Consider the following 25,797-nt stretch of genomic DNA (forward strand, 5'->3'; position numbering starts at 1 on the left):
TGTAGTAAGACAATAAAAAAAGGACTCTTAGAGTCCTTTTTTTATAGCGGAAGGAAATTTCGAGCCTATTCTAAGTTAAAAATGCGCTTCTAAACCGACCTCTTAATTAGCTAGGTATCAAAACTTTTCATTAAAAAAATCCACTTTTTCTTCTAGAAATTTCATACCAATATATATGATAAATAGAAACTATATGTTATAAATGTTAAGTAGGCATGATTTTTGCTTGTTTAATGGAATCTAAAATATGAAATTATCTGTTGGGTTGAAAGTTGCGAATTCTTTATCGTTAACACCTCAATTACAGCAGGCGATTCGTTTGTTACAGCTTTCTAGCTTAGAGCTTGAACAAGAAATTCAAATTCAACTAGATAGTAATCCTTTACTTGAAAAAATAGAAGAAGAATCATTAACAGATAGCCTATCTGCGTTAGAAAGTAAAGATTCAGATGATTTAACAACTGAATTAAATGCCAACCATTTGCCTGATGATTTACCAGTCGATACAGATTGGGATGATATTTATACTCATCAATCAACAGCATTGGCTACTCCAGAATTTGAAGAGCGAGAGGATAATCGTCAAGTTCAATTATCTCTAAAGGAACATATTTTAGAACAAGTTAATCTTTTGCACTTTTCTAAAATAGATCAATTAATTGCTTACTGTATTGTTGATGCATTAGATGATAAAGGTTTCTTAGATGCTGAAATAGAAGAAATAATTTTAGCTGCCCAACAATTATTAAATGAGATGGATATCGAAGAAGACATTGAAGAAGATGAGGTTCTAGTTGTCTTAAAGCATATTCAACGACTTGACCCACTAGGGATTGGTTCACGTAATTTAGCGGAATGTTTGAAAATACAGCTCGAATTCCTACCGAAAGATGTTGAATATTTAAACGAAGCAAAGAGCTTATTGCAATATTATGAGCTTTTGATAGCAAATGATCTAAATAAATTACTCAAACAAACGGGTTTAACAAAAGATCAATTAAAGTTTGCAATCAATCTTTTAAAAACATTGAAACCCTATCCAGGTATGGATTTTGATAAACAAGAGTCAGATTATCAAATCCCAGATGTCGTTGTTTCCAAAAAAGATTTACATTGGCAGGTCCAACTAAACCCAGATGTATTACCTAAATTAAGAATTAATTCTTTTTACTCCAGTATGATTCGTAGAGCAGATCAGAGTGAAGATAATCTATATTTGCGTAACCAAATGCTTGAGGCGAAAAACTTTATCAAAAGCATTGATGAAAGACATAAAACACTATTAAAGGTAGCATCTTGTATTGTGGAGCATCAGAAAGCTTTTTTGGAGATCGGTGCAGAAGCAATGAAACCATTGGTTCTTCGAGATGTTGCTGAAGAAGTAGAGTTGCATGAATCTACAGTTTCTCGTGTAACAACAAATAAGTATATGCTTACCCCACGTGGCCTTTTTGAGTTGAAATATTTTTTCTCTAGCCATGTAGGTACAACTGCTGGTGGAGAAGCTTCTTCCACTGCAATTCGTGCAATGATTAAAAAACTCGTAGCAAGTGAAAATCCGCGTAAACCTTTGTCAGATAATGTAATTGCTACATTATTGAAAGATGAGGGCATTGAAGTAGCAAGAAGGACGGTCGCAAAATATCGTGAATCGTTACATATTCCTTCATCGTCTGAAAGAAAAGTCTTGATCTGAATTTTGAAGTATGGCTATTCTAGAGATTCATTATGACGAAATAATGAAATTTTAATTTCACCAAGAGGAGCCGCTAAAATGGTTTAATTGTCCTAATTTTTTTTGATAGCATTAAATCGTTTTAGTTCTTCTTTAGATAACCTAAAAAAGGTGAGGGATAGAATTATGCAAATAACGATTCGTGGACATCATTTAGCAATTACACCCGCTATAGAAGAAAATATTAAATCAAAGTTTAATCAATTGACGAAACACCTAGATCAGGTGAATAGTATGCAGATTAAATTAACCAAAGATCATCAAATTGATAAGCGCTCACATAAGGGCAGTTCAAATCATGTTGCAGAGGCTATTGTAAGATTGCCGGGGATTGAGTTGTTTGCTCAGGCAACCGCTGATGATATGTATACTTCAATTAAAAAATTGACAGAAAAATTAAAAAGACAATTATTAAGATATCGAAAAATGCAATGTACTTATTCGCAAGTCACTGTTTCTGTTTAATAAGTTTTGTTAATTTAAGAGAGGCTTGAAAGATAGCCTCTTTTTTATTGATAAAATATAAACACGTACTGAATTCTTGGAAAAAGTTATAGTAAAATACTCCGTTTTACCCCTTAGGTTGTGTCAGAGGTCTTTGCAATGAATAGTGAACAGCTCACTCAAATTTTAAAAGAAGCTTTCCCTGTAGCGGAAGTAGCGGTGAGCGGACAGGCCGGAAAATTTGACCTCCGTATTGTGGATGATCAATTTGAAGGTAAGCGTACAGTGGCTCGTCAACAATTAGTTTATGCACCATTAAATACTTATATTGCAAGTGGGGAAGTTCACGCGGTAACAATTCGTGCAATGACCAAAGATGAATGGCGTAAAGCAAGCCTTTTCGGAGCTTAAATATTAATGGATAAATTTTTAATTACGGGTGGTGTTAAGCTCGAGGGCGAAGTGCGCATTTCTGGTGCAAAAAATGCTGCTTTGCCATTACTTGCTGCAACTATTCTTGCAGATTCTCCAATTACAATAACCAATGTTCCAAATCTTAAAGATGTTAATACGTTGGTCAAGCTAATTGGTGGGTTAGGGGTAACAATTGGCTATGAAAATGACACAGTAAAAGCAGATACCTCTACTTTAGATAATCAGTTTGCACCTTATGAGCTGGTAAAAACAATGCGTGCCTCAATTTTGGTTTTAGGACCATTATTAGCACGTTACGGTAATGCTAAAGTTTCTTTACCTGGTGGTTGTGCGATTGGTTCAAGACCTGTGGACCAACATTTAAAAGCTTTAGAAGCTTTGGGTGCGCATATTGAAGTCGAAAATGGTTATGTCCATGCTTCAGTTGATGGTCGCTTAAAAGGTGGTGAAGTTGTTTTTGATATGGTGACTGTTGGTGGTACCGAAAACATCTTGATGGCAGCAGCATTAGCAGATGGTGTTACGACTATTCGTAATGCAGCACGTGAACCAGAAATCACTGATCTTGCTCAAATGTTAATTAAAATGGGCGCTAAGATCGAAGGTCTTGATACAGATACTCTTGTTGTAACAGGTGTAGAAAGTTTGCATGGCTGTGAATATGCTGTTGTTGCTGATCGTATTGAAACAGGTTCATATTTAGCAGCTGCTGCAATTACGGGTGGTCGTGTCAAAACTACACATACTGACCCTGCATTACTTGAGTCTGTTTTGGATAAGTTTGAAGAAATGGGTGCAGAAGTCACTCGTGGTGATGACTGGATTGAACTTGATATGATGGGTAAACGCCCTAAAGCTGTAAGTTTTAGAACTTTGCCACATCCAGAATTTCCAACTGATATGCAAGCACAGCTCATGGCAGTAAATGTGATTGGTCGTGGTTTCGCGACAATCTCTGAAACGATCTTTGAAAATCGTTTTATGCATGTTCCTGAATTGTCACGAATGGGCGCTAATATTCAGGTAGAAGGTCACGATGCTGTCGTAACCGGAGTTGAAACCTTACAGGCAGCACCTGTTATGGCAACAGATTTACGTGCTTCATTCTCTTTGGTTCTAGCTGCTTTAGTTGCAGAGGGAGATACGTTAATTGATCGTATCTACCATATTGACCGTGGTTATGAACATGTCGAAGAGAAGCTTCAAGGTTTAGGTGCCAAAATTAAGCGAGTAAGTTAATGAATGATGTAAGAAACGATGATCCTAATTTTGATGTGATGGGTAATTTTGATCATGGTTTGACCTTGGCATTGAGTAAAGGGCGTATTTTAAAAGAGACGTTACCTTTATTGGCTACAGCGGGTATTAATTTACTCGAAGATCCGGAAAAGTCTCGTAAACTAATTTTCCCTACTACGCATAAGCAAGTACGTATTTTAATTTTACGTGCGTCTGATGTACCAACCTATGTAGAAAATGGTGCAGCAGATATCGGTGTAGCGGGTAAAGATGTGTTGATGGAGCATGGTGCTCAGCATGTATATGAGTTGCTTGACCTGCAGATTGCTAAATGTAAGTTAATGACTGCTGGTAAAGTAGGTATGGAACATCCAAAGGGTCGTTTAAAAATTGCCACGAAATATGTCAATCTTACACGTCAGTATTATGCAAGCTTAGGTGAGCAGGTTGATGTTATTAAACTCTATGGTTCTATGGAGTTAGCACCTTTGGTTGGTTTAGGTGATTACATTGTGGATGTGGTCGATACTGGTAATACTTTAAGAGCAAATGGTCTTGAGCCATTAGAAGAGATTTGCAAAGTGTCTTCTCGATTAATTGTAAATAAAGCCAGTTTTAAACGTAAACAAACTTTGTTAAATCCAATCATTTCACAGCTTGAGCAAGCTGTTCAATCGCGTTAAAAGCAATTTCCCATCATGCTTTTGCGATAGTTAAGCTAGATGATGCCCACAAGCGCATAGAAAAAGGGTAAACTTACTTTTTCTTTTTCGCCTTGTGGGTAAATTGATGCGACGTTTATCGACTCAAGATCAAAACTTCAAACAGGTTTTTGCTGAGCTATTGGCATTTGAAACTGTGAATGATCTTAATTTAGTGCAAACAGTAGATCAAATTATTGCTGATGTTCGTCAGCATGGTGATGATCATGTTTTAAAACTTACTCAACAGTTCGATCGACATCCTGCGCATCAATTTTCAGATTTAGAATTATCTCAAGAACAACTTAAAACTGCTTTTGATAATTTAAGCCCAGAAATTCGTGATGCTTTAGAGTTGGCAGCAAAGCGTATTCGTACATTTCATGAAGCTCAGAAACAAGATAGCTGGACTTATATAGATGATTTGGGTAATACATTAGGGCAAAAAGTAACGCCTTTAGACCGTGTTGGTATTTATGTGCCAGGTGGTTTAGCTTCTTATCCATCTTCAGTTCTAATGAATGCTGTACCTGCTCATGTTGCAGGTGTACCTGAAATTATTATGGTTGTTCCAGCACCGAATGGTGAATTAAATCCCTTGGTTCTTGCCGCAGCTTATCTTGCGGGAGTTAGCCGAGTATTTACCATTGGTGGGGCGCAGGCTGTAGCAGCTTTGGCTTATGGTACTCAGACAATTCCACCTGTAGATAAAATTACTGGTCCGGGGAATCGTTTTGTAGCAGCTGCTAAACGTGCTGTATTTGGTCAAGTCGGCATCGATATGATTGCTGGACCTTCTGAAATTTTAGTATATGCAGAAGGTGAGAATAATGCAGATTGGTTGGCTATGGATGTTTTATCACAAGCTGAACATGACACTGTGGCTCAAGCTATTTTTATAACTCCAGATGAAGCTTTACTTAATGCAGTCGAGTTGGCAATTGAAAAGCATTTAAATGAATTGCCAAAGGCAGATATCGCTCGAACTTCAATTGAAAACCGTGGTGCTTTGGTATTAGTTAAAGACCGCGCAGAAGCAATTGAGTTAATTAATCAGGTTGCACCAGAGCATTTGGAACTGTGCCTAGATGACGCCGAAGCAATGAGTGAAGAGATTCGACATGCTGGAGCAATTTTCATGGGACGTTATACACCTGAAGCAATCGGTGACTATTGTGCGGGTCCAAACCATGTATTGCCGACATCTGGAACTGCTCGTTTTTCTTCTCCGTTAGGCGTTTATGATTTCCAAAAACGTTCGAGCTTGATTATGTGTTCGAAAGATGGAGTTAAAACGTTAGCTAAAACAGCCGATATATTAGCTGTCCAAGAAAACTTAGATGCCCATGCACGCTCAGCTCGCTATCGTTATCAATAAGCTTATCAACCTTGTCGTTTTTTAATTATTACTCAGGGCTGATTTTCAGCCCTTTTTTGAGATAAGACCATGACTTTATCTACAGCACAAATGCGCTTTTGGAGTCCAGAAGTTCGTGAATTAGATCCTTATGTTCCGGGTGAGCAGCCTAAAATTCAGAATTTATTGAAACTCAATACGAATGAAAATCCATATCCACCATCTCCAAAAGTAGTTGACGCAGTTCAAGCAGTTTTAACTCAGCAAGCTGATGCATTGCGTTTATATCCAGATCCAGATGCAACAGCTTTAAAACAAGCAATTGCTAAACAACAGAATATTGAGGTATCTCAAGTTTTCGTTGGTAATGGCTCAGATGAAGTACTTGCTCATATTTTTAAAGCATTTTTCCTTCAAGATGAACCGATTCTTTATCCAGATATTACTTATAGTTTTTATCCAGTTTATAGTCAGTTCTTTGGAACAAAAACTAAAGAAATTCCACTCAATGAGAATTTCGAGATAGAAGCTAAGGACTATATACAACCAAATGGTGGGATTGTTATTACAAACCCTAATGCACCAACCAGTATTGCAATGGGGTTGCCAGATATCGAGCAAATCTTAAAAGCAAATCCAGATCGGGTGGTGGTGATCGATGAGGCTTATGTTGATTTTGGAGCAGAATCCGCAGTTGGTCTTGTAAATCGCTATGAGAATTTGGTTGTCTGTCAAACAACCTCAAAATCTCGTTCATTAGCTGGTTTACGCGTTGGTTTTGCAATCGCTCAGCCACATTTAATTGCAGCGCTTGAAGCTGTCAAAAATAGTTTTAACTCCTATCCTATTGACCGTTTTGCAATTGCAGCCGCGGTAGCTTCTTTTGAAGATCAGGCTTATTTTGAAGAACACTGTCAGAAAGTTATTTCTAGTCGTGAAAAGCTAGTAGATGACTTAACTGCTTTGGGCTTTAAAGTTTTACCTTCTAAAGCGAACTTTATTTTTGCTTCACACTCAGTCCATGATGCAGGCAAACTTGCACAACAATTACGTGAACAAGGTATTATTGTACGTTATTTCAATAAGCCTCGTATTAATCAATTTTTGCGTATCACAGTGGGTACTGATGAGCAGAATATGCGTTTAGTGCAATCGTTAAAACAAGATATTCTTTAAGTTTTAGTCTGCTGTGCTGTTCATTAAGTTCAGCATGGCAGAAATTTTATCAAGGCTTTCTTGATATTCTGCTTCTGCATTTGAGGCAATTGTAATACCACCGCCAGCCCACAAAGAGAGCTGATTTTGATATTGTTGAAAGCTACGGATAAGAATATTCCAGCGACCCGTTCCATCAAAATTGAAGTAACCTAATGTCCCGCAATAAGCACCTCTTGCTTCTTCTTCTAATTCTTCAATAATTTGCATTGCCCGAATTTTTGGGGCTCCTGTAATCGATCCCCCCGGTAAAGCAGAGAGCAACATTTGCATTGGATTAATATCATCTTTAAGCGTGGCAACAATCTCACTGACCATATGATGAACTTGATTAAAACTTTCAATCTCGAATAATTGCGTTGTTTTTACGGACCCTGTATTGGCATAAATGCTCAAATCATTACGTAATAAATCAACAATCATGACATTCTCGGCCTGATCTTTTTGCGAGTTTTTTAAAGTTTGTTTTGAAATAAAATCTTTTTCGATATCTTCATATCGAGGCATGGTTCCCTTAATAGGTCGTGTCTTAATTTGTTTATTTTGATTGAATTCTATGAAGAGTTCAGGAGAACAACTTAATAATTCAAATTGATCTAATTTTAAATAACCTGCATATGGGGCATTAGTAAGACTCCATAAATCTTCAGCTTTATTTAATAAAGATCCTTTGAAATTAGCTTTAAATTCTTGGGTTAAATTAATTTGATAACAATCCCCAGCTTTAATGTATTCTTGTATTTTGTTAAAAGCCTCGAAATATTGTTCTTTAGACCATCTTGGTTGAATAGAAGTTTTTAATTCAAATATATTTTTAGATTTATTTGAATTGGTAATCTCTAACTTCTTTTTAATATATTTAAATAGGTCTAATGCATTTTCTTCATCACTAAAAAAATACCACTCATTATCTATATATTTTAAAAAAGAACGATATTGACCTAAGAATAAAGACGGTTGTATATGGGCTTGAGCATTAATAAATTGATGGGCAGCAAAATCATAACTAATAAAACCGACATAGCCGCCATTAAAACTTATTATTGATTTAGTATTATTGATTTCTTTTAATTTATTTTCTTTTAGTTGAATAAAATCTAATAATTGGTTCGATTTTAATATATTTTTATATTCATTAAAGTTCTGACGTTGAAATACTATATTATTTTTATTCTGAATAAGAATGTATTGTTGAGGGAGAAAGCCAATAACAGGATTATTATTGTCATTTAAATAAATGAGTCCAGTTAATCCTTGTAAATTTTTTAAAATCTCGGCAGTACTTTTACCATGTAATGAGATTTTTTTCTTTAACTGAGACATTTTTAAATAACAGAATAGTTAATGAGGGAAATATTAGTTTACTACAACTTGCGGATCATCAGGGAGAAGACTTAGAAGAGAGGTACTTTTTGTTGATAAAATAGTCGAATTTTAGAGTGGGATTGGTAGGGGGCGTTAGAGTTAAAAGCGAAATAAATTGAGTGTACCGTTTGTCGGGTAGTTGGCAAAAAATGCACAACACTAGTTGAACAAAAAGTAACGTAGATGTAATTTAGTAATTGCTAAGCAAAACTACTCAAGGATTGGAAGTTTCGGTTGCTATATAAAGAAAAATGCAATTTGAGACAATGAGAGTGGTTAAAGTCAAAAAATAAATGCTCTTGGGAGAGTGCTCAATGAAAATGTTCACTAAACTTGCTTTAGTTTCTTCTTTAGCTATCAGTGCAAATGCAATGGCAATGCAGTCAATGGACGATGCTGCACTAAGCGCTGCTACAGGTCAAGATGGTATTAACATCGGTATCGCTTTAGGTTCTGGCGGTATTTCTATCGACAAATTATTTATTCATGACAATGATGGTCTAGATCCTGCTACAGGTATTACAGGCGCAGCAGCAACTGCGGGTGCAATTGTAGTAAGCGGAGTAACAGTTAATCAAGTAGATCCAACAACGAATCTATTAGACCTTAAAATTGATAGTGTGGGTGCTTCAGGTACAAATGGCGCGTTTTTAAATGTTGCTGCAAATGTAGGCGCTGTTGATGTACATGTAGGCTCTGTGGGTGTAGGTACTTCTGGCACATTAAATACGACTACTGCTGTACGTGGTATTACTGAAACTGCTCCAACTGAAATTTTATCTGGTTTAGATTTATCTTTAGGTGCAATTTCAGCGAATGTACAACTTGGTGCTACTCCACAAGGTGCAATGATCAAAGTAAATTCAAGCTTACAAGGCGGTTTAACTTTATCTAACTTTGGTATTAACGACGCTGCAGGTGGCGGTCAAATTGTTCTTGATAAAGTTATGGTTCGTGGTGCAGGTAATACAACTGGTGATTTAGACGTAAATGCGAATATTTCAGTTGTACCAACGGGCTTAAAAATTCAAAATAATAGTACTCAAGGTATGAATGTTTATGTACAAGGCGTACATTTGGGTTCTAATACTGCTGCTTCAATTGGTGATGTTGAAATCCAAGGTTTAAATGTAGGAACTTCTACAATTACAATCTCAGGTCATTAATCTGAGTATTAAATTAAAAAGCGCGTTTAATACGCGCTTTTTTAATTTATTAATTACCTAATTTTATTATATGTAAAAATATTTTTATTGATCAAAATAAGTTATTAAATTTAAGAATCAAATTAAATTAAGTATAAAAGTCTCTCTATTTTTATAAAACTAAACGTTCATCAAAAAAAAGTAAAAAAAGGCTGTTTTTTTCAAAAAAAAAAGGTATCTTCAACACACAGGGATGTAGAGCTATTGCTCTAAGAATAAAATGAATAAGGCCGGTTAGGCCACCATTTAGAACAAGTGCTTATGTTAGAGATTGCTTTAGGCTCAGCATTGATATATTACTTTGCGACAGAAGCCTTCGAAATAGAAAAAAAGCCACCGGGAACTGTTTATTATACAGAGACCGCCGATTCACGTAATTTATCTTTTCGCCGTAATCATATTGAACCAGTTCAAATTAAACCAGCTGTAGAAGATCAGTTCCGAGGTATTGTTCGACAAGCTTATGACTATAGCTGTGGTTCAGCCGCTCTTACTACGCTTTTAAATGGTTATGTGGGCACTAGTTTGACTGAACAGCAGACCATGAGCGGATTACTACAATATGGCGAATATCAACGTATTATTGAGCGTCGAAGTTTCTCATTACTTGATATGAAGCGCTTTGTAACTGCTATTGGTTTAGAAAGTGGGGGTTATCGAGGGGAGTTTTCTGATTTAGTCAATCTTGGACAACCTGCAATCGTTCCAATTTCTTATGCTGGTTTTAAACATTTTGTCGTATATAAAGCTTATAAAGATGGAAGAGTCTATGTTGCTGATCCTGCATTAGGGAATATCAGCTTTGATGAAAATCGTTTTAAAGAGGTTTGGGATAATAATACATTATTCGTTGTTTCTGTTCCTGAATCTCAACGTAAAGACCTACTGGCCTTAAAAGACTCAGATATGCGCCATGTGGAAGATGCAACTGTTAACCGTTATGCCTTTGTGGATGTGCAATATCCAACATTCAATTATGACCGTTTAGCAAATAAAGCATCAACTATGCGTAGGGTACTGGATAAAGACCCAAATTCTGCAACCTATAATCAGCCAATTGAAACATATATGCGTCTTTACTATAAGCGTAAATAATCAAATATGAATTGAGTAAAATAAATACATTAGGTGGGAAGAAACATGAATAATCGATGGATGAAGATGAGTGTGTTGGCATTAAGTATGGGTGCCATTACGGGCACACTTTATGCAAATGACCAAGTTGCACAACAAGCAGATGTACAAAATACTGCAGCTGTTTCTGAAGCGAGTACAACAGCAGTAGTAACATCAACAGATTCAGTTCAAGAGGAGAGTACAACTCCAGCTACAGACGTTGTAACTACTGTACCTGCTCCTGTTGAGGCAGCAAATACTGGAGCTAATCAAGCTGCTACTGCTTTACAGAAAAAAGAAGGTGATGCGACTCAAGAGACAAATTTGCAAGAAGTATTTACTTCAAATGAGCGTCAATATTCATTGATTAAAAGAGGCGTATTTTCAGCTTATTACGATCTCGATTATACCTATTATCGCGATACTCGAATTGATTTAGCTTTGGCTGATAATTCATCTCAACTCAACCGATTACGTATTGAAGAAGATGCGAACCATACTTTAACGAATAGTTTTACCGTTCAATATGGTGTATTAGATAACTTAACATTATCTGCAACTGTTCCTTTCGTTGCTAAGTCTGAAATTGTTCGAGATACAACTGCAGCGGGTTTAGGTGATATTTCTTTAGGGGCGCGCTGGGAACCTTTCCCCTTAAAGCAAGGCCGTTTGCCATTGGTGTTATTTGGGAACCTATCAACAAAAACTGGGGATAGCCCTTACGAAATTGGTTTAGATGAGCTTTCAACAGGTAAGGGATATTACTCTGTTGGAGTGGGAGCAAGTACCCGTAAATATATCGATCCAGTGGTTTTATTTGCCTCGGCATCTGCCAATTATGGTTTTAAAGAAACAGGTTTAAATCAGGCGCGTGGTAGCGGGGCTAAGGGACCAAGGAATTTAACGTCTTTTGATCCAGGCATTAGTGGTGGCTTCTCATTTGGTTTTGCTTACTCATTTAACTATGATGTGTCATTGACCATGTCATATCAACAAAGCTTTAACATGGATGCTGAGTTTGAATTTAATAATGGAGATGAATCATATAAGTCACCAGACCAAAGTAGCGCAATGTTGTCTTTTGCTTTAGGTGTACGTGTTTCACCTGAAACAATTGTCAATGGTACAGTTGGTATTGGTTTAACTGAAGATGCACCAGATGTTTCGCTTGGTCTGTCTTTCCCGCTAGATTTTATAGGCTTTGGCAAAAAAGCAAAATAAGGAGATAGGCAGGTGAAATATCCTAAATTATGTCCTTTAACGGCGGCAATTGTGATCTCCGGTTTTTCTAGCTTTGCCAATGCTCAATTAGGACAAAACCTAGCTGTTGATATTCGTTCACTATCGATGGGAAATGCTGTAACTGCAGATCCGCCTGGTATTAGTGCAATTCACTTTAACCCGGCGGCTTTAGCGAAAATTGATGGGTTACAGACAGATGTGCAAGGAATTTTAGCGAACTTTGATATTCAGCGAGAGTTCTCGGCACCTCCTGGTTATAACGTTTTTGGCTATTCAGATGACCCTCTTGTTTGTAATGATGGTCCAGAAGTTGCAGCTAATATTTGTACTGATTTTAAGGGGCCTGTACGTGGTGATGTTGAATATGCCAGCTTATATGTACCGATTCTAAAAAAAATGGTTGATCTGGGAGCTGGTTATCCATTAGCTGCTCCAACTGCAGGAATTGCTTATAAACCTCCTGGCTCAAAGTTGACCTATGCTACAGCAATTTATGCACCTTTAATTGCAGGTTTTGGCGCTGAAAATGGTAACGCTGGAAACTTCATGGGACAGCAGGTGGCTGTTGAGCGGATTACTTATTTGTCTCCATCTTTTGGCTATCAAGTAAATGATCATTTATCGATCGGTGCTTCAGTTGGTATGTCTTATAACGCTCTTGCTATGAAAACCGATTTGCGTTTTCCCAATGATATGATTGGGGTATTGCGTATGGTTGATGATGTAGTATGTGGGCCGTTCAAAGACAATAACGATATGATCACTAATCTATTGTTATTTGGTTTATGTAATACTCAAGAAGGGATGGACCCTTTTAAGAAAATGGGATCACTGCAAGTTTCTATGGAGCAGTCTTTAAGCCCAAGTTATAACTTAGGCTTAATGTGGGAACCGACGGACGATTTTGGCTTTGGTATGGTTTACCAAAGTGCAGCTAAAATGCGTATGAAAGGCAAATACCTAATTAATAATGCTAAGGCTCCTCAAGAATTAATTAAAGGCTTAAACTCATCAGCTACAGGTCAGGTTTTAGCTGCTATTCTCGGTTTACCGGGAAATGTACCAAACTCTGAGTCTGGTTTGGCCGCGATGGACTTGGAATATCCTGCACATTTTCAAGCAGGGATTAAATATAAAATATTCCCTGATTTACAAGTTAATTTTGACGTGGGTTGGACAGACTATTCGGCATGGGATAAGTTCAAATTTGAATTTGATCGACAGATTACCTTACTCAAAGTTGCCAAACTTTTATCAAATGATGTGACAGATGCTTCTTTAGGATTACCTTTAAAGTTTACTTCACCATGGAGTTGGGGTATTGGTTTAGAGTATTCGGCAACAGATCGTTTGAAGTTACGTGCAGGTTATGAACCTCGTGCTAGTGCTATTCCCAATGATAAACGCAACACTATGATTCCAATTAATAATGCACAATTATTTGGTTTGGGTATTGGATATCGTTTTGATGCAGATACAGATTTGGATCTTTCAGTTGGTTTCTTACGTAGCCGCGATAATATTCCAGCAGGGACTAGTACCTTATCTAATAAAACAGGAGTTGATAATATCCTGTTAAACCCTTATGCCGGTTTGGATGTTAAAACCAATACCAAAGTTACAGTACTCGGGTTAAATTACAGAACAAAATGGTAAAATTAAATTGCGAACGGATGTCTCGACCTAGATTTGCTATTGCGATTTTTTTTGTTGCAATAGCAAGTGTTTCTGTATCTTATGCAGACGGTTTTTATACGATTATTGGTCCTGATGGTCGACCAATGATTGTTCCGAGTAAAAGAGTGGAACAAACTGTTGCACCGTCTAAAGTATTAACACATCCAGAGATAAAGACGACTCGTCCAGAACAGCAAGTTTTGCCAGAAACATCCTTAAAATCAAAAGATTTGCCTAAATTAGTTAAAAAGTCTTCTAATACTGCACCAACTGCACCAACTGCACCAACTGCACCAACTGCACCAACTGCACCAACTGCACCAACTGCACCAACTGCACCAACTGCACCAACTGCACCAACTGCACCAACTGCACCAACTGCACCAACTGCACCAACTGCACCAACTGCACCAACTATCTCGATAAATAAACAATCTACAGTTTCAAAACAAGCAAAACTCATTAAAGAAAAATCAGAAGTTATTGGTCAAAAGTCCACTTTAGAAACTAGTAAAGAAAAAACAGTAATAAAGGATTCTGCTTCCCAACAAAAGATTGAAGAAAAAGCAGAATCGAATTCAGTTCAAACCTTGTCTAAGAATGTCGTTACTTCATCAACACCAGTAGCACCAAAAAAGGATGAGACGAAGTACACTACCATTGATGGAGTGGAATACGTCAATAACGAATATTTAGAGAATCAAGAGTTTAATCTAGAAGGAAAAAAACGTTTTTATATTATGCCTGACGGTTTAGGTCGTACTGAATCTATTGAGCGTAAAAAAGGTGTTGGTCAGTCTATTCTTGATAACGTATTGCATCGATCTCAAGAAGATCAAGTCTCCTCTGTGGTATTAGCTCCTACGTATGTAAGACTTTCGCACAAAGAGTTAGCAAGCACTTTTGAAAATGATTTGTGTTTTATTAATGGCTATAAAAAATCAATTAAAAAGCTAAGCCAGAATAAAGAAGTTGGGTTATGGCCGAGAAAACCTCTTAAAGAAAAATTTGAATATGAAGTCGTAAAAGTAGATTCTTCTATTAAGAATATACAGGTAGCTTCCTATGCTACAACCAATGATAAGCCTGTATATTATTGGCCCCTCGCTGTTTTCTTGGACGATAAGGGGTGTGTTATAGAAGGTGCTAGTGGTTTTAAAAGTAAGTCGTATCCTGCGACAATTTTACAACATGCATCGATTTTAGGTGTTTTACAGGTGCCGGAACGTACACACTATATTATGTTAACGCCTTTATCTTCGGCTGTGGATATGCCGGATCAAGAACTATCTAATCAGGGACAAATTAAAATTTCGGTATTACGTTAAAAATAAATAGGAATGATGATGAGTAAAAATTTTTTATTACCTTTTGCATTATCCACATTGGCAATTGTATTAAATGGTTGCGGTGGTGGTGGCTCAACAATTAATGAAGATCCTACCCAAGGTGGTGGTACGATTCCGACCACTAATTTGGATTGTAAAGCAACAGATGAAACCTGTCTGAATTTTGAATTAAATTATCCAATAGCAGGTTTGAATTTCGACTGTAGTTTATCTCCGAATCAGCGTTATATTACTAAATTGGTTGGTAACTCGGTTGGCGGTGCTTGTAGTATTAGTGGCAGTAAATCAGATGAAACAATTACGCTTTATCTACAAGGTAGCAATACTCACAAGATTGCGTTAGGTACGATAAAACTTGATACATTAGGAAAATACGGAACAACACATTTAACAGTTTTGGATATGGCAACGGCATTAACTGGTCAGCCTCCTGCTTCAATGAGTAACGCTGATCCAACTATTAAAGTAGCTATGGCTTTAGTTAAGTTATTCCAAAGTATTGGTGTTGAACGTGGCGATAATGTGGTAGGTGATTTACAACCAACCCAATTTACTCAAGATAAGAAAAATCTGTTGACTAGTTTGACACAAGATATAACTGCAACAGAATGGAAGAATGGGCAATATGTAACCCTTTTAAAACCTTGGTTAGATGTAAGTAAAGTGTCTGATGCTCAAGCTTATGCACTCGTAGTTCAAGTCACAAACTTAGCAAATGCTGCATTATTTCAAGCAAATGAAGCGACTTATGCGGGTATTGTAGATCCTACTAGTTCACCGTTACCGCTGGGTTTTTATGGCTGTAATCAGGCATTAGCAGATTGCTTTAATAAATCTACCACTAATTTACGTCATATGATGGCTAACATGTTCATGTTGACTGACCGTGAAGGTTATGCAATGGGTTACGGTCTGCAATGGCGTGGTGATGCTACTTTATATAAAGATAAGGACGGAAACGTGACTGGTGTTGCTCCACCAGTTTTATTGTGGACTAAAGCAAAACCAATGCAAATGCTTGTTGCTCCCCAACAAAATGGTTGGCTTAACCCAATTTCAAAAGATATTCAATCGACTCAACCCTTACGTTTAAGCGTTGATAGCAATGCAAATAATGATTTGCAAATCTATCAAGGTAAGTTTATGAACGATTATGCTGTTGCGGGAAGTGAAGGTTTTTATAAACAGCTAACACGCTCGACGACAGGAAATATTCAGCATTATGGTTTATGGCGTCAAACAGTAGGCACAGAAAACTATAAGGGTTCACTTGATATTATTAAAGCCAATCCTATTAGTTATCTTGGAAAAGAAATTTTTAAAACAGCAGCTAACGTGAGTTCTGGTCAACGCTATGTCTTCCCATTATATGCGACTTTGACATTCCGATTTGATACTACTGGGATAGCTCCTATCGATTTAGGCATTGTCGTTGATGAAAAAGGAAATATTCGTACGGATATTAAACCAAATGCAACTGCAACCGATATGTCTGGTCAATGTGCAACAGTAACAGACAACAGCTTAATTGATAGTAATGGTGTGCAACAATACCGACTTGGTACTACTGGCGGAACAGAGTCATCGGATAATGATAGCTCTATTACTGTTCGTATGATTTTATCGAATCCTCAGCTAGGTAACCTTAATGGGATTTTGATGGGGCTTAACTCTGTGGTGAGACAGGATACTAATCCGGATGATAATGTAAATGATTCAATTTCGGTAAATGGAGCCAAGATTAACCTCTATAACTTATTAGCAGGTCAAAACAGCAGTAATAGTATTAATTTAAGTGATTATGAAAACAAGACTGCACGTTGGATTAACCTTTATGCTTTCTATCAAGCTGTTTATAATAATATTAAGGATATTAGCCCAGCACCAACAGATGCAGAAAAAGCTTTGGCTCAACGCTTGTCTGGCACGGTGTCTATTAAACTAGCCAATCAGTCTATTCCAGCTTGTAATGCGATTAAGACTAAGTCTTAAAAATAAAAGACAAATAAAAAAGACCGCTTAGCGGTCTTTTTTATTTGTTTAATTGATTAACCCGTATGGTCTAAACGCGTACCCAAAGTTTCAAGATGTGTTGGGAAAACTTGTTTCTTACGATCTTCAAAATAGTGTCTCAATGTATGTTCGACACTAGGGAAGGCAAGTTCACCCCATGGAATTTCATGCTCTTCAAACAGACGACTCTCGATACTTTCTTCACCTGCACCAAAAATGCCATCTTTCAGCTGTGCTTTGAAAAGTACATAAATTTGACCAATGCGAGGAATATTGTACATACAGTACAGTTGTTCTATTTCTATCTCGGCTTCTGCTTCTTCACGAGTTTCGCGTGCTGCACCTTGTTCCATGGTTTCGAACAATTCCATATAGCCAGCAGGCAAAGTCCATAAACCATAACGGGGTTCAATCGCACGACGACAGAGTAATACTTTGTCTTCCCATAACGCTAAGGCACCGCAGATTACTTTGGGGTTTTCATAGTGAATATTTCCACAATGAGTACAAACACGGCGTACTTTATGATCACCTAAAGGAATTTTTTGTTCGGTTTTATGCCCACACGCTACACAGAAACTCATAATTATCATCGAGTATAGAGATGCCTCAGCATAACTGAATTTTTAGACTTACGCATCAACTCTATTCCCTAAGTTTGATTTTCAGATATGATGCAAAGAGATAGAGAATAATAGGTGAATGGTATGGAAGAGCACTTGCTAACACAAAAGTTACAGCAAAGATTGCGCTTTTCCACCCGCATACAAGAAGCACAAGCAGCAGTACTCATTGCAATTACGAATGAGAATGATCCTAAGGTACTGCTTACACGCCGTTCAATACATATGAACAACCATGCGGGGGAAGTCTCTTTTCCTGGGGGAAAGCGTGATCCTAGTGATACCAGTAATATTGTTGTAGCGTTAAGAGAAGCTCAGGAAGAGACAGCTTTAAATCCGTTTGATGTGCAGCTGTTAGGTGATTTGCCGATGCAGCGTGCAAGAAGCGGTTTGTCTGTAAAACCGATTGTTGGGCTTATTCCTCCAGAGGTGACTTTAATACCTCAGCCTACCGAAATTGATCGAATTTTCTTTGTCCCGTTACAACAACTTATAGAGACGCGTCCAACACCCTATGAAGTTCGATATGCCCATCAGTCTTTATATTTTCCAAGCCTACAGATTGATAATGAAATCATTTGGGGTTTAACTGCTCGTATGTTAGTTGCTTTGTTTAAATATGGATTGGGTTATCAAAAAGATTGGCCATTTTTACTCAACTCGCCAACCTTTGGAATGCCAAAGTTTTCTCATAAGAATAAGTGATCAGGATTGATAAATTATGATGTATAGCTATCAAGGACAGCACCCAAAAGCCTTACATGAACCATGGGATGGTTGGGTTGCTCCAACAGCAACGCTAATTGGACAAGTAGAGTTAGGGCGTCAAGTCAGCATTTGGTTTGGAGCTGTAGTACGTGCCGATAACTGTGTAGTTCGAATTGGTGATTTCTCCAATATTCAAGAAAATTCTGTACTACATACCGATGCTGGACTTGAGTTAAATATTGGTGAATATGTCACAGTCGGGCATAAAGTCATGCTGCATGGTTGTACGATTGGTGATAATAGTTTGATTGGTATGAACGCCGTCATTTTAAATCGGGCTGTGATTGGTAAAAATTGTATTATCGGTGCTAATGCTTTAATTCCTGAAGGGAAGGTGATTCCAGATAATTCAGTGGTGATGGGTTCACCTGGCAAAATTGTCAAAACTTTAGATGAAGATGGCGCTGCAAAAATACGTTTGAGTGCATTGCATTATGCTGAGCACTTTAAGAACTATGCAGATTTAAAAGAATTCCACTTTTAACTCTTTTTTAGCAAAATATTTTATGCCAAGCACAAGCTTGGCATTTTTATTTAGAAAGAGAACAACTCGCCTATCAGAGCCGAGTGGGGTATCATAACCCTCGTTTTTAATCTGATTTAATACTAAGGTTGTGCATGAAATTGCTGGCGTTGGAAACTGCAAATGAGCAGTGTTCTATTTCATTAGTCGATGAAACCCAAGAACTGTTTTTTCAACTCGATACGCGGGCGAAAGCACAAACCCAGACCATTTTGCCCATGATCGAGCTAGGGCTACAACAAACAGGTCTTGAGGTTGCTGGTCTAGATGCGATTGCCTTTAGCCGTGGGCCGGGTTCTTTTAGTGGTGTTCGAATTAATGCAGCTGTAACTCAGGCGTTGGCATGGTCACAAGATTTACCCGTTATTCCTGTTTCGAGTTTGCAAGCTTTAGCTCAAGCGGCATACCGACTTGAAGGTTTGAAACAAGTCACAGCGGTTCTCGATGCGCGTATGAACGAAGTTTACATTGCAAGCTATGTTCTAGATGAGCATGGAATTATGCAATGTATTGATGAAGAAAAATTAATGGGCTATGAGCCAGCGGCTGTTTACGCAAAGCATTGCTTAATTGGTTCTGGCGCAAAACTACTTCAAGCTGATGCAGAGCATCAAACAATCACTGCAACTGCACAAGACATTGCTTCGATTGCACGTGTTTATGCAGCGCAAAGGCAGTGGGTTGATGCTGAACATGCTTTGCCAGTTTATTTACGTGATGATGCATGGAAAAAAATAGCAGATCAGGGTAAAGCAAAATAAAGGCTAATCATGCACATATATTTTGAAGTAGATTTTCAACAACAAGCACAGCAGTACCAAGCTGGGCTTTGTTCTAGAGGTGTGACCGTAGATTTGCAGTTAGTTGAAAAACTGAATGCGCGTTTTTTGCGTTTAAATCCTGAGTTGGCACTGTGTGTGGATGAAAACGGGTTATGGTTATCTGCAAATGGCATGAAAATGCAGCCCGATTGGAAAGCCGAAATTTCCCGTTTAAAGCGAGCAAGCCTTAAATCAGAAATGATTGCCCGTGCTTGTCAGTTAAGTGAAAAACCCATACTTGTTGATGCTACAGCAGGCTTAGGCCATGACAGCTTACTCATGGCTTATTTAGGCGCACAAATACAATTGGTTGAGCGCCATCCAATTTTGTTTACCTTACTTGAAGATGCAAAAGCACAAGCTGAACAAGACGGCTTTTTAAGCCAGTTTATGGATCGGATTCAACTGATCTTTGCTGATTCTGCAAGTTATTTACAACAGTTACAGCAAACAGCTCAACTAGTTGATGTGGTTTATCTAGATCCGATGTTTCCACAGCGTGACCAGAATCACCAAGCCATCAAAAAACAAGCTCAAGTTAAAAAACAGATGCAGCTTTTACATCTCCTTTTACCCGAAGATGGTGAAATGGATTTGGGGGATAATTTGCTGGTTTTGGCGCAGAAAGTTGCTAAACGTGTGGTTGTTAAACGACCACGTCATGCTATTTTTTTGGCAAATCAAGAGCCAGCTCATCAATGGCAAGGAGATGCTTGTCGTTTTGATGCGTATTTTCAGTAGGCTTATGTAAGGTTAGGTTTTATTGCTTGAATAATGCACAAATATATGTGATATAGTTCAAAAGCATGATTGCTAAAATTCTTAGCAGGCATACACTTAAGATGCCTGTCAAAAACGAAATTTTTGAAAACCTTCTATGATTGATCTTAAACCCTCCATTAACTTTTGGCATGATTTTAAAAGCAACCAAATTGCCGGAATGTGGCTGTTTTTGGGGTCAAGACGTTCTCTACAAATTGTACATCCATCTATTCTTCAACTGATTGTGTGGGGAATTTTAGGGGGATGTACTAACTCTCTTTATAGTTGGCTTGTCGCTGGTCAAATCGGTGATTTCAATTCACAAGGTTTGATTGGTTATGCACTTTGGCCATTCATTGCCTTAATTGTTGGTATATTTTTATCACAGCGCACCAACCAACCTCGCTTAATGCTAGTACCTGCTTTACTTTGGTTGGTTCTTGATACAAATATTTTATTAATTCAATGTTTAATTCAGTATTTGGGTTCTAACGGTTATCTCAACTTTATTCCCGATGCTATTTATAACGGAATTTTACCGAGCTTATTTGTAGCTTTGTTTGTATGGCAAAGTTTAGCGGTAATTTGGGTTTTCTCACGTGAGCTCAAGTGGCCTTGGTGGGAACGTGCATTGGTTATGGTTGCGACTATTGCAACGATGGTGGTGTGGCAACTTTCTGTAAAAGACCAACCGATTTGGAAGGTAGAAGATTCTGCTCCAACATTTGCTGAAGATGCTTTTTATGCGCAAAGTAAGTTGCTGAACGATTCTTTAGAGCAAGTCCAATATGGCGAGCAAGCGAAAAGTCATTGGTATTTTTTAGGTGTTGCTGGCGATAGTTACCAAGATGTTTTTAAATCGGAAGTGGTCCGTATTAAAGAACAGTTTGATACACGTTTTGGAACGATTGGGCGTTCAATGATGCTGGTCAATAATCCAGACACCCGCACAGAAATTCCGATTGCATCTAAAACAAGTATCGAGTTAGCCCTACGCCGTATGGGCCAGCAAATGAACCGTGATAGTGATGTGCTATTTCTATATATGACTTCACACGGTGAACAGAATCACTTCGAAATTGAAAATGCACCATTAGATTTAGGGCAAGTCGACCCGAAATGGTTACGTGAAACACTTGATAAATCCGGTATTCGCTGGCGTGTAATTGTGATCTCAGCCTGCTATTCAGGAAGTTTTATTCCTGCTTTGCAGTCTCCAGATACTTTAATTATTACTGCTTCAGCTGCTGATAAAACTTCTTTTGGGTGTAATAACGAAGCTGACTATACCTATTTTGGTCGAGCTTTCTTTGATTTGGCGATGCGAGAGCAATCGTCGATGAAAGATTCGTTTAACACAGCTAAGCAAACTGTAACCAAATGGGAAGTGGCTCAAGGTGTTGAACCTTCAGAGCCTCAGTGGATGATCGGTAAAAATATGGAACTTATGCTACCTCAGTTGGAAAAGTATCTATTTCCTCAACAAAATACGGGTAGTGTAGATATTGCTCAAACAAGAACAGAGGCTAAAAACGATGCAACTCCTGCAAAAAAACCGCTGCTTTGAGGGTGAGCAGCGTATATACCAATTTGAATCTTCTTATTTAAAGGGACCAGCGAAGTTTGGTGTTTATTTACCCCCAGCAGTTTTAGAAGGTAAAGCTTGCTCAACTCTATTTTACTTAGCTGGGTTAACGTGTACTGAAGAAACCTTTGCCATAAAAGCACATGCGCAACATATGGCAGCACAACTCAGCTTAATATTGATTACCCCAGACACTTCTCCTCGTGGAGAACAAGTCGCAGCAGGGGATCATTGGGATATTGGGCAAGGTGCAGGCTTTTATATTAATGCTACACAAGCACCGTGGTCTGAGCATTATCAAATGGAAAGTTATTTAATTGATGAGTTATATCCACTCATTTTAAAAAGCTTTCCTGTAAACGCTCAACAAGTCGGTATTTTTGGGCACTCAATGGGTGGTCACGGTGCATTAACTTTAGCGTTTAAATATCCAGAAAAGTTTAAGTCGGTATCTGCATTTGCTCCGATCTGTGCACCAACTGAATGTGCATGGGGAGACAAAGCCTTTAGCCATTATTTAGGTGCAGACCGCGAAAGCTGGTTGGCTCATGATGCCACAGCGTTAGTCTCAAAAAATGGGGCAGTATTTGACGAAATTTTGGTTGATCAGGGCTTAGATGACCAATTTTATGAACAACTTCACCCTGAAAAATTTAAGCAAGCATGTTTAAAAGCGGGACAGCCTTTAACTTTAAGACAACATGCTGGCTATGATCATGGTTATTACTTTATTCAAACCTTTATGGATGAGCACTTACAGTTTCATGCAATCCAGTTAGAAAAGGTTGGTGGCTAATTAGTGCTGCCACTCCACCTGAAATTCTTGTTGAGCCATACGGTTTAGATGATCAAGGACAACTTTTTCTAAGTGGTCGTGGTCATCTAACTGGCTATCAATAGCAACATTTAACTGCTCTGTTTCTGGTGCAAGTGTAATCGTTGCTGTAGGCATTAAGATTTTAAAGTCTTGTTCCGTTTCTTGTACTTCGAACTTGTGTTTCCAATGATTAACCAGACGTTTTGCAATGCGTTTTCCATCGTTTGTTAATAGATAGGTTGTGCTTTTCATTATCAATCCTCACATTGGTTTAATGTACCTTAACAAATTCGTTTAGACGTTAGCATTCTATTGTTGCAACGTTACGTTGCAAGTTTGAAATGTTGTCATTTAAGCAAGGAAGCGCGGGCCAAGTAGTTTCTTTTTTGTTATAATTTTCAGCCTCTCCTTAAATTTTTAGCCAGGTCATCCACCTATGTCCAAGCCTTACTTGATTGCTCCTTCTATTTTATCTGCCGATTTTGCTCGTTTAGGCGAAGATGTAGACAAAGTGTTAGCCGCAGGTGCAGATGTAGTACATTTTGATGTGATGGATAATCACTATGTTCCAAATTTAACTTTTGGTGCTGGTGTATGTAAGGCTTTAAAAAATTACGGGATTACAGCGCCTGTTGACGTGCATCTAATGGTATCTCCAGTTGACCGAATTATTGGAGACTTTTTGGAAGCGGGTGCAGATATTATTACGTTCCATCCAGAAGCATCGCACCACATCGATCGTTCATTACAGTTGATTAAGTCAGGTGGTGCTAAAGCAGGTTTAGTCTTTAACCCAGCAACACCTTTACACTATCTTGATTATGTACTTGATAAAGTTGATCAAATTTTAATAATGAGTGTAAACCCAGGTTTTGGTGGACAAAAGTTCATTCCAATGACATTAGAAAAGTTGCGTGAAGCTCGTAAAATCATTGATGCGAGTGGTCGTGATATTCGTTTAGAAGTTGATGGTGGCGTTGGTCCTGCAAATATCCGTGAAATTGCAGAAGCAGGTGCAGATATGTTTGTTGCCGGTTCAGCAATTTTTGGCCAACCAGATTATAAAGTTGTGATTGATCAAATGCGTGTAGAACTTGCAAAAGTAGGTAGCGTAGACGCTTAAAAAAGATATTCATCTGAGAATAAGCTTGTGGATAACTTTGTTTATAACTGTATGGATAACTGTGTTGATAACCGTATGGATAAGATGTTGGTAAAATATACAAAATTAGATCAACCGTTTATTCTCTAAGCGAAATGTATGAAAAAAGAACGTTTTGGCGTTCTTTTTTTATGCGTGTTGGATATTTTATTATCTGATTTTTTATTAAGCTTCGCTAAAAAATAACCTGTGCAAAAAACGATATAGCTCTGAGTGAAAATCTTTTTGAAATAGATAAGTATAAAACTGTAAAAGTGTCATGAAAAATAAAGCTAAATTTGCTTTAATAAGATTTTAGTAAGAGATTTAGATAATTAATGACGATAAAAATTTTAGCGGTAGATATGGATGGGACTTTTCTTAATTCTAAGAAGCAGTACAACAAAGCACGTTTTTTAAAACAGTACGAACAACTCAAACAAAATAATATTCATTTTGTGGTTGCCAGTGGTAACCAACTCGCAAAGCTTGTTACCTACTTTCCAGAAATTAGTCATGAAATTGCTTTTATTGCAGAAAATGGCGCACATGTTGTAGATGCAGGGCAAGAAATAGCTTTTGCTCATTTAAGTCAGCAACAATATATTGAGATTTTAAAAGCGATCAACCCTTCATATACCTCAACTATGGTGATCTGCGGGAAACAGAGTGCTTATGTGCATAGCAGCATGAATGCGGAGGACTATGCCAAAGTCGCTCGATACTTTGAAAAGCTAACAGTTATTGATGATTTTTATGCACTAGATGACTTGGTGTGTAAAATTACTTTTACTGCTCAGGAAAACGAAAGCTTTGCGATTTTTGAACATTTACAGAAAAAAAGTTTTGTTGCAGACAAAGTCTTAGTGCCCGTTTCAAGTGGTTTTGGTTTTATTGATTTGATTCTTCCGGACCAGCATAAAGCACATGGTTTGAAGCTATTGCTACAAAAATGGCAGGTTGAATCTGATCAAGTGGTTGCGATTGGTGATAACAATAATGATATTCAGATGATTAAAGCTGTCGGCTATGGATTTGCGGTTGAAAATGCAGTTGAAGCTTTGAAAGCAGTAGCCCCTTATACAACTGTAAGTAATGAACAAGAAGGTGCACTAGAAGTGATTGATTTAGTCCTTCAGCATCAACCACCATTTGTTTAATTACTTTAAAACAACCAGTTAAGATTGAAAATTGTATCTGTCTGAAAACTTGGTTATGCTAATGGGGTTAAGATTACTCATCAGTTCTAGGCGATAAACCACAATGGCTCTACAACACTTACGCAAGTATGCTTGGTTTGTGTTCCTAATGACTTTGGTCATTGGGTGGAGTGGTGTGTCTGTTGCTCAGACGCCTATGCAGCATGATCTTCATACAATGCCGTGTCATAGTGAAAAGACTTCGCATAAGAATATGCATGTTCAAACCGATGATCAGACTGTATGTCATCAAAATATGACACAGGCTGTTCACTCGCATGGTGAGCATTGTCAGGACTGTAACCCAGTTCATTGTCAGATTGTGAATCTGGTATTACAGCAAGCGTTACCTGATCTTGAATCACAATTCATTCCTATTTCCTCTCAATTTAGCAGTATTTATCAGGCTCAGCATTTAGCCGGATACTGGCAAGAGATTTTACGTCCTCCAAAAGCTTAATCCTT

The 25,797-nt window shown here is 37.8% G+C and carries 25 protein-coding genes; 22 read left to right on the forward strand and 3 right to left on the reverse strand.

The features are described from left to right. The first annotated feature begins 247 nt into the window (after positions 1-247). The 7 genes from ACS125_RS07270 (at position 248) to hisC (ending at position 7,087) form a co-directional block, all read left to right on the forward strand. Positions 248-1,696, forward strand: a complete 1,449-nt coding sequence (locus ACS125_RS07270) for an RNA polymerase factor sigma-54 (protein ID WP_004794488.1) — start codon at positions 248-250, stop codon at positions 1,694-1,696. A 165-nt stretch (positions 1,697-1,861) separates the two neighbouring features. Next, positions 1,862-2,200, forward strand: coding sequence for a ribosome hibernation-promoting factor, HPF/YfiA family (gene hpf / locus ACS125_RS07275; RefSeq protein ID WP_004641296.1), 339 nt, complete (start codon positions 1,862-1,864; stop codon positions 2,198-2,200). Positions 2,201-2,338: 138 nt separating this feature from the next. Then, positions 2,339-2,590 (forward strand): BolA family iron metabolism protein IbaG, encoded by a 252-nt coding sequence (gene ibaG, locus ACS125_RS07280; RefSeq protein ID WP_004794487.1) that lies wholly within the window; start codon positions 2,339-2,341, stop codon positions 2,588-2,590. Between the two features lie 6 nt (positions 2,591-2,596). Further along, on the forward strand, positions 2,597-3,853 hold the full coding sequence (gene murA / locus ACS125_RS07285) for a UDP-N-acetylglucosamine 1-carboxyvinyltransferase (protein WP_013198909.1): 1,257 nt from the start codon (positions 2,597-2,599) through the stop codon (positions 3,851-3,853). Then, complete coding sequence (gene hisG / locus ACS125_RS07290; protein ID WP_003655841.1) at positions 3,853-4,536, forward strand: ATP phosphoribosyltransferase; 684 nt, start codon at positions 3,853-3,855, stop codon at positions 4,534-4,536. Before murA ends, hisG begins: the two co-directional genes overlap by 1 nt. A gap of 106 nt (positions 4,537-4,642) precedes the next feature. Further along, positions 4,643-5,932, forward strand: a complete 1,290-nt coding sequence (gene hisD / locus ACS125_RS07295; protein ID WP_005302839.1) for a histidinol dehydrogenase — start codon at positions 4,643-4,645, stop codon at positions 5,930-5,932. A gap of 69 nt (positions 5,933-6,001) precedes the next feature. Further along, positions 6,002-7,087 carry a histidinol-phosphate transaminase gene (gene hisC, locus ACS125_RS07300; RefSeq protein WP_443271285.1) on the forward strand — a complete coding sequence of 362 codons (1,086 nt, stop codon included), beginning with the start codon at positions 6,002-6,004 and terminating at the stop codon, positions 7,085-7,087. A gap of 3 nt (positions 7,088-7,090) precedes the next feature. Here the strand turns inward: hisC and ACS125_RS07305 are convergent, their stop codons facing one another. Beyond that, complete coding sequence (locus ACS125_RS07305) at positions 7,091-8,449, reverse strand: chorismate-binding protein (RefSeq protein ID WP_443271287.1); 1,359 nt, start codon at positions 8,447-8,449, stop codon at positions 7,091-7,093. 356 nt (positions 8,450-8,805) lie between these two features. On the opposite strand from ACS125_RS07305, the gene filA reads away from it, so the two are divergent. From filA to filF, 6 genes are all read left to right on the forward strand, one after another. Further along, positions 8,806-9,657 (forward strand): putative pilus system protein FilA, encoded by an 852-nt coding sequence (gene filA / locus ACS125_RS07310; protein ID WP_443271289.1) that lies wholly within the window; start codon positions 8,806-8,808, stop codon positions 9,655-9,657. Between the two features lie 300 nt (positions 9,658-9,957). Beyond that, positions 9,958-10,791 carry a putative pilus system C39 family peptidase FilB gene (gene filB / locus ACS125_RS07315; RefSeq protein ID WP_032004351.1) on the forward strand — a complete coding sequence of 278 codons (834 nt, stop codon included), beginning with the start codon at positions 9,958-9,960 and terminating at the stop codon, positions 10,789-10,791. A 45-nt stretch (positions 10,792-10,836) separates the two neighbouring features. After that, positions 10,837-12,033 carry a putative pilus system protein FilC gene (filC, locus tag ACS125_RS07320; RefSeq protein WP_443271291.1) on the forward strand — a complete coding sequence of 399 codons (1,197 nt, stop codon included), beginning with the start codon at positions 10,837-10,839 and terminating at the stop codon, positions 12,031-12,033. Positions 12,034-12,045: 12 nt separating this feature from the next. After that, on the forward strand, positions 12,046-13,710 hold the full coding sequence (gene filD / locus ACS125_RS07325) for a putative pilus system OmpP1/FadL family transporter FilD (protein ID WP_174732401.1): 1,665 nt from the start codon (positions 12,046-12,048) through the stop codon (positions 13,708-13,710). Between the two features lie 17 nt (positions 13,711-13,727). Beyond that, a complete protein-coding gene (gene filE, locus ACS125_RS07330; RefSeq protein WP_443271293.1) occupies positions 13,728-15,059 on the forward strand; it encodes a putative pilus assembly protein FilE in 1,332 nt (443 codons plus the stop codon). Between the two features lie 12 nt (positions 15,060-15,071). Continuing rightward, a complete protein-coding gene (gene filF / locus ACS125_RS07335) occupies positions 15,072-17,072 on the forward strand; it encodes a putative pilus system protein FilF (RefSeq protein WP_174731169.1) in 2,001 nt (666 codons plus the stop codon). Positions 17,073-17,128: 56 nt separating this feature from the next. Here filF and ACS125_RS07340 read toward each other — a convergent pair whose 3' ends face one another. Beyond that, positions 17,129-17,677 carry an NUDIX hydrolase gene (locus ACS125_RS07340; protein WP_002115876.1) on the reverse strand — a complete coding sequence of 183 codons (549 nt, stop codon included), beginning with the start codon at positions 17,675-17,677 and terminating at the stop codon, positions 17,129-17,131. A 114-nt stretch (positions 17,678-17,791) separates the two neighbouring features. On the opposite strand from ACS125_RS07340, the gene ACS125_RS07345 reads away from it, so the two are divergent. From ACS125_RS07345 to fghA, 6 genes are all read left to right on the forward strand, one after another. Further along, positions 17,792-18,421 carry a CoA pyrophosphatase gene (locus tag ACS125_RS07345; protein ID WP_085942204.1) on the forward strand — a complete coding sequence of 210 codons (630 nt, stop codon included), beginning with the start codon at positions 17,792-17,794 and terminating at the stop codon, positions 18,419-18,421. A gap of 19 nt (positions 18,422-18,440) precedes the next feature. Then, complete coding sequence (locus tag ACS125_RS07350; protein WP_080632626.1) at positions 18,441-18,968, forward strand: gamma carbonic anhydrase family protein; 528 nt, start codon at positions 18,441-18,443, stop codon at positions 18,966-18,968. Positions 18,969-19,102: 134 nt separating this feature from the next. Further along, positions 19,103-19,768, forward strand: a complete 666-nt coding sequence (tsaB, locus tag ACS125_RS07355; RefSeq protein WP_443271296.1) for a tRNA (adenosine(37)-N6)-threonylcarbamoyltransferase complex dimerization subunit type 1 TsaB — start codon at positions 19,103-19,105, stop codon at positions 19,766-19,768. Between the two features lie 9 nt (positions 19,769-19,777). Next, positions 19,778-20,569 (forward strand): class I SAM-dependent methyltransferase, encoded by a 792-nt coding sequence (locus ACS125_RS07360; protein WP_443271298.1) that lies wholly within the window; start codon positions 19,778-19,780, stop codon positions 20,567-20,569. Between the two features lie 136 nt (positions 20,570-20,705). Continuing rightward, positions 20,706-22,157 (forward strand): C13 family peptidase, encoded by a 1,452-nt coding sequence (locus ACS125_RS07365; RefSeq protein ID WP_174758402.1) that lies wholly within the window; start codon positions 20,706-20,708, stop codon positions 22,155-22,157. Then, positions 22,126-22,971: an S-formylglutathione hydrolase gene (gene fghA / locus ACS125_RS07370; RefSeq protein WP_004794451.1), complete on the forward strand. Its 846-nt coding sequence runs from the start codon at positions 22,126-22,128 to the stop codon at positions 22,969-22,971. The genes ACS125_RS07365 and fghA overlap by 32 nt, the downstream gene beginning before the upstream one ends. Here the strand turns inward: fghA and ACS125_RS07375 are convergent, their stop codons facing one another. Then, entirely contained in the window at positions 22,972-23,244 is a 273-nt protein-coding gene (locus ACS125_RS07375; RefSeq protein ID WP_004794449.1) for a DUF2218 domain-containing protein, read from the reverse strand. A 184-nt stretch (positions 23,245-23,428) separates the two neighbouring features. Here ACS125_RS07375 and rpe point away from each other — a divergent pair, with 184 nt between their 5' ends. From rpe to ACS125_RS07390, 3 genes are all read left to right on the forward strand, one after another. Next, entirely contained in the window at positions 23,429-24,115 is a 687-nt protein-coding gene (gene rpe, locus ACS125_RS07380; protein ID WP_443271301.1) for a ribulose-phosphate 3-epimerase, read from the forward strand. Positions 24,116-24,471: 356 nt separating this feature from the next. Then, positions 24,472-25,293: a Cof-type HAD-IIB family hydrolase gene (locus ACS125_RS07385; protein ID WP_443271303.1), complete on the forward strand. Its 822-nt coding sequence runs from the start codon at positions 24,472-24,474 to the stop codon at positions 25,291-25,293. Positions 25,294-25,396: 103 nt separating this feature from the next. Then, positions 25,397-25,792, forward strand: coding sequence for a hypothetical protein (locus tag ACS125_RS07390; RefSeq protein ID WP_443271305.1), 396 nt, complete (start codon positions 25,397-25,399; stop codon positions 25,790-25,792). Positions 25,793-25,797 lie beyond the last annotated feature (5 nt).

Origin of the sequence: Acinetobacter sp. PFS20 (genome assembly GCF_052261015.1) — a bacterium.
GTDB lineage: Bacteria > Pseudomonadota > Gammaproteobacteria > Pseudomonadales > Moraxellaceae > Acinetobacter.

Excerpts from the sequence above, each read along its gene's own strand:
- ACS125_RS07270 (WP_004794488.1), top strand. The coding sequence starts at position 248 with ATGAAATTATCTGTTGGGTTGAAAGTTGCGAATTCTTTATCGTTAACA.
- hpf (WP_004641296.1), top strand. The coding sequence starts at position 1,862 with ATGCAAATAACGATTCGTGGACATCATTTAGCAATTACACCCGCTATA.
- ibaG (WP_004794487.1), top strand. The coding sequence starts at position 2,339 with ATGAATAGTGAACAGCTCACTCAAATTTTAAAAGAAGCTTTCCCTGTA.
- murA (WP_013198909.1), top strand. The coding sequence starts at position 2,597 with ATGGATAAATTTTTAATTACGGGTGGTGTTAAGCTCGAGGGCGAAGTG.
- hisG (WP_003655841.1), top strand. The coding sequence starts at position 3,853 with ATGAATGATGTAAGAAACGATGATCCTAATTTTGATGTGATGGGTAAT.
- hisD (WP_005302839.1), top strand. The coding sequence starts at position 4,643 with ATGCGACGTTTATCGACTCAAGATCAAAACTTCAAACAGGTTTTTGCT.
- hisC (WP_443271285.1), top strand. The coding sequence starts at position 6,002 with ATGACTTTATCTACAGCACAAATGCGCTTTTGGAGTCCAGAAGTTCGT.
- ACS125_RS07305 (WP_443271287.1), bottom strand. The coding sequence starts at position 8,449 with ATGTCTCAGTTAAAGAAAAAAATCTCATTACATGGTAAAAGTACTGCC.
- filA (WP_443271289.1), top strand. The coding sequence starts at position 8,806 with ATGAAAATGTTCACTAAACTTGCTTTAGTTTCTTCTTTAGCTATCAGT.
- filB (WP_032004351.1), top strand. The coding sequence starts at position 9,958 with ATGTTAGAGATTGCTTTAGGCTCAGCATTGATATATTACTTTGCGACA.
- filC (WP_443271291.1), top strand. The coding sequence starts at position 10,837 with ATGAATAATCGATGGATGAAGATGAGTGTGTTGGCATTAAGTATGGGT.
- filE (WP_443271293.1), top strand. The coding sequence starts at position 13,728 with ATGTCTCGACCTAGATTTGCTATTGCGATTTTTTTTGTTGCAATAGCA.
- filF (WP_174731169.1), top strand. The coding sequence starts at position 15,072 with ATGATGATGAGTAAAAATTTTTTATTACCTTTTGCATTATCCACATTG.
- ACS125_RS07340 (WP_002115876.1), bottom strand. The coding sequence starts at position 17,677 with ATGAGTTTCTGTGTAGCGTGTGGGCATAAAACCGAACAAAAAATTCCT.
- ACS125_RS07350 (WP_080632626.1), top strand. The coding sequence starts at position 18,441 with ATGTATAGCTATCAAGGACAGCACCCAAAAGCCTTACATGAACCATGG.
- tsaB (WP_443271296.1), top strand. The coding sequence starts at position 19,103 with ATGAAATTGCTGGCGTTGGAAACTGCAAATGAGCAGTGTTCTATTTCA.
- ACS125_RS07360 (WP_443271298.1), top strand. The coding sequence starts at position 19,778 with ATGCACATATATTTTGAAGTAGATTTTCAACAACAAGCACAGCAGTAC.
- ACS125_RS07365 (WP_174758402.1), top strand. The coding sequence starts at position 20,706 with ATGATTGATCTTAAACCCTCCATTAACTTTTGGCATGATTTTAAAAGC.
- fghA (WP_004794451.1), top strand. The coding sequence starts at position 22,126 with ATGCAACTCCTGCAAAAAAACCGCTGCTTTGAGGGTGAGCAGCGTATA.
- ACS125_RS07375 (WP_004794449.1), bottom strand. The coding sequence starts at position 23,244 with ATGAAAAGCACAACCTATCTATTAACAAACGATGGAAAACGCATTGCA.
- rpe (WP_443271301.1), top strand. The coding sequence starts at position 23,429 with ATGTCCAAGCCTTACTTGATTGCTCCTTCTATTTTATCTGCCGATTTT.
- ACS125_RS07385 (WP_443271303.1), top strand. The coding sequence starts at position 24,472 with ATGACGATAAAAATTTTAGCGGTAGATATGGATGGGACTTTTCTTAAT.
- ACS125_RS07390 (WP_443271305.1), top strand. The coding sequence starts at position 25,397 with ATGGCTCTACAACACTTACGCAAGTATGCTTGGTTTGTGTTCCTAATG.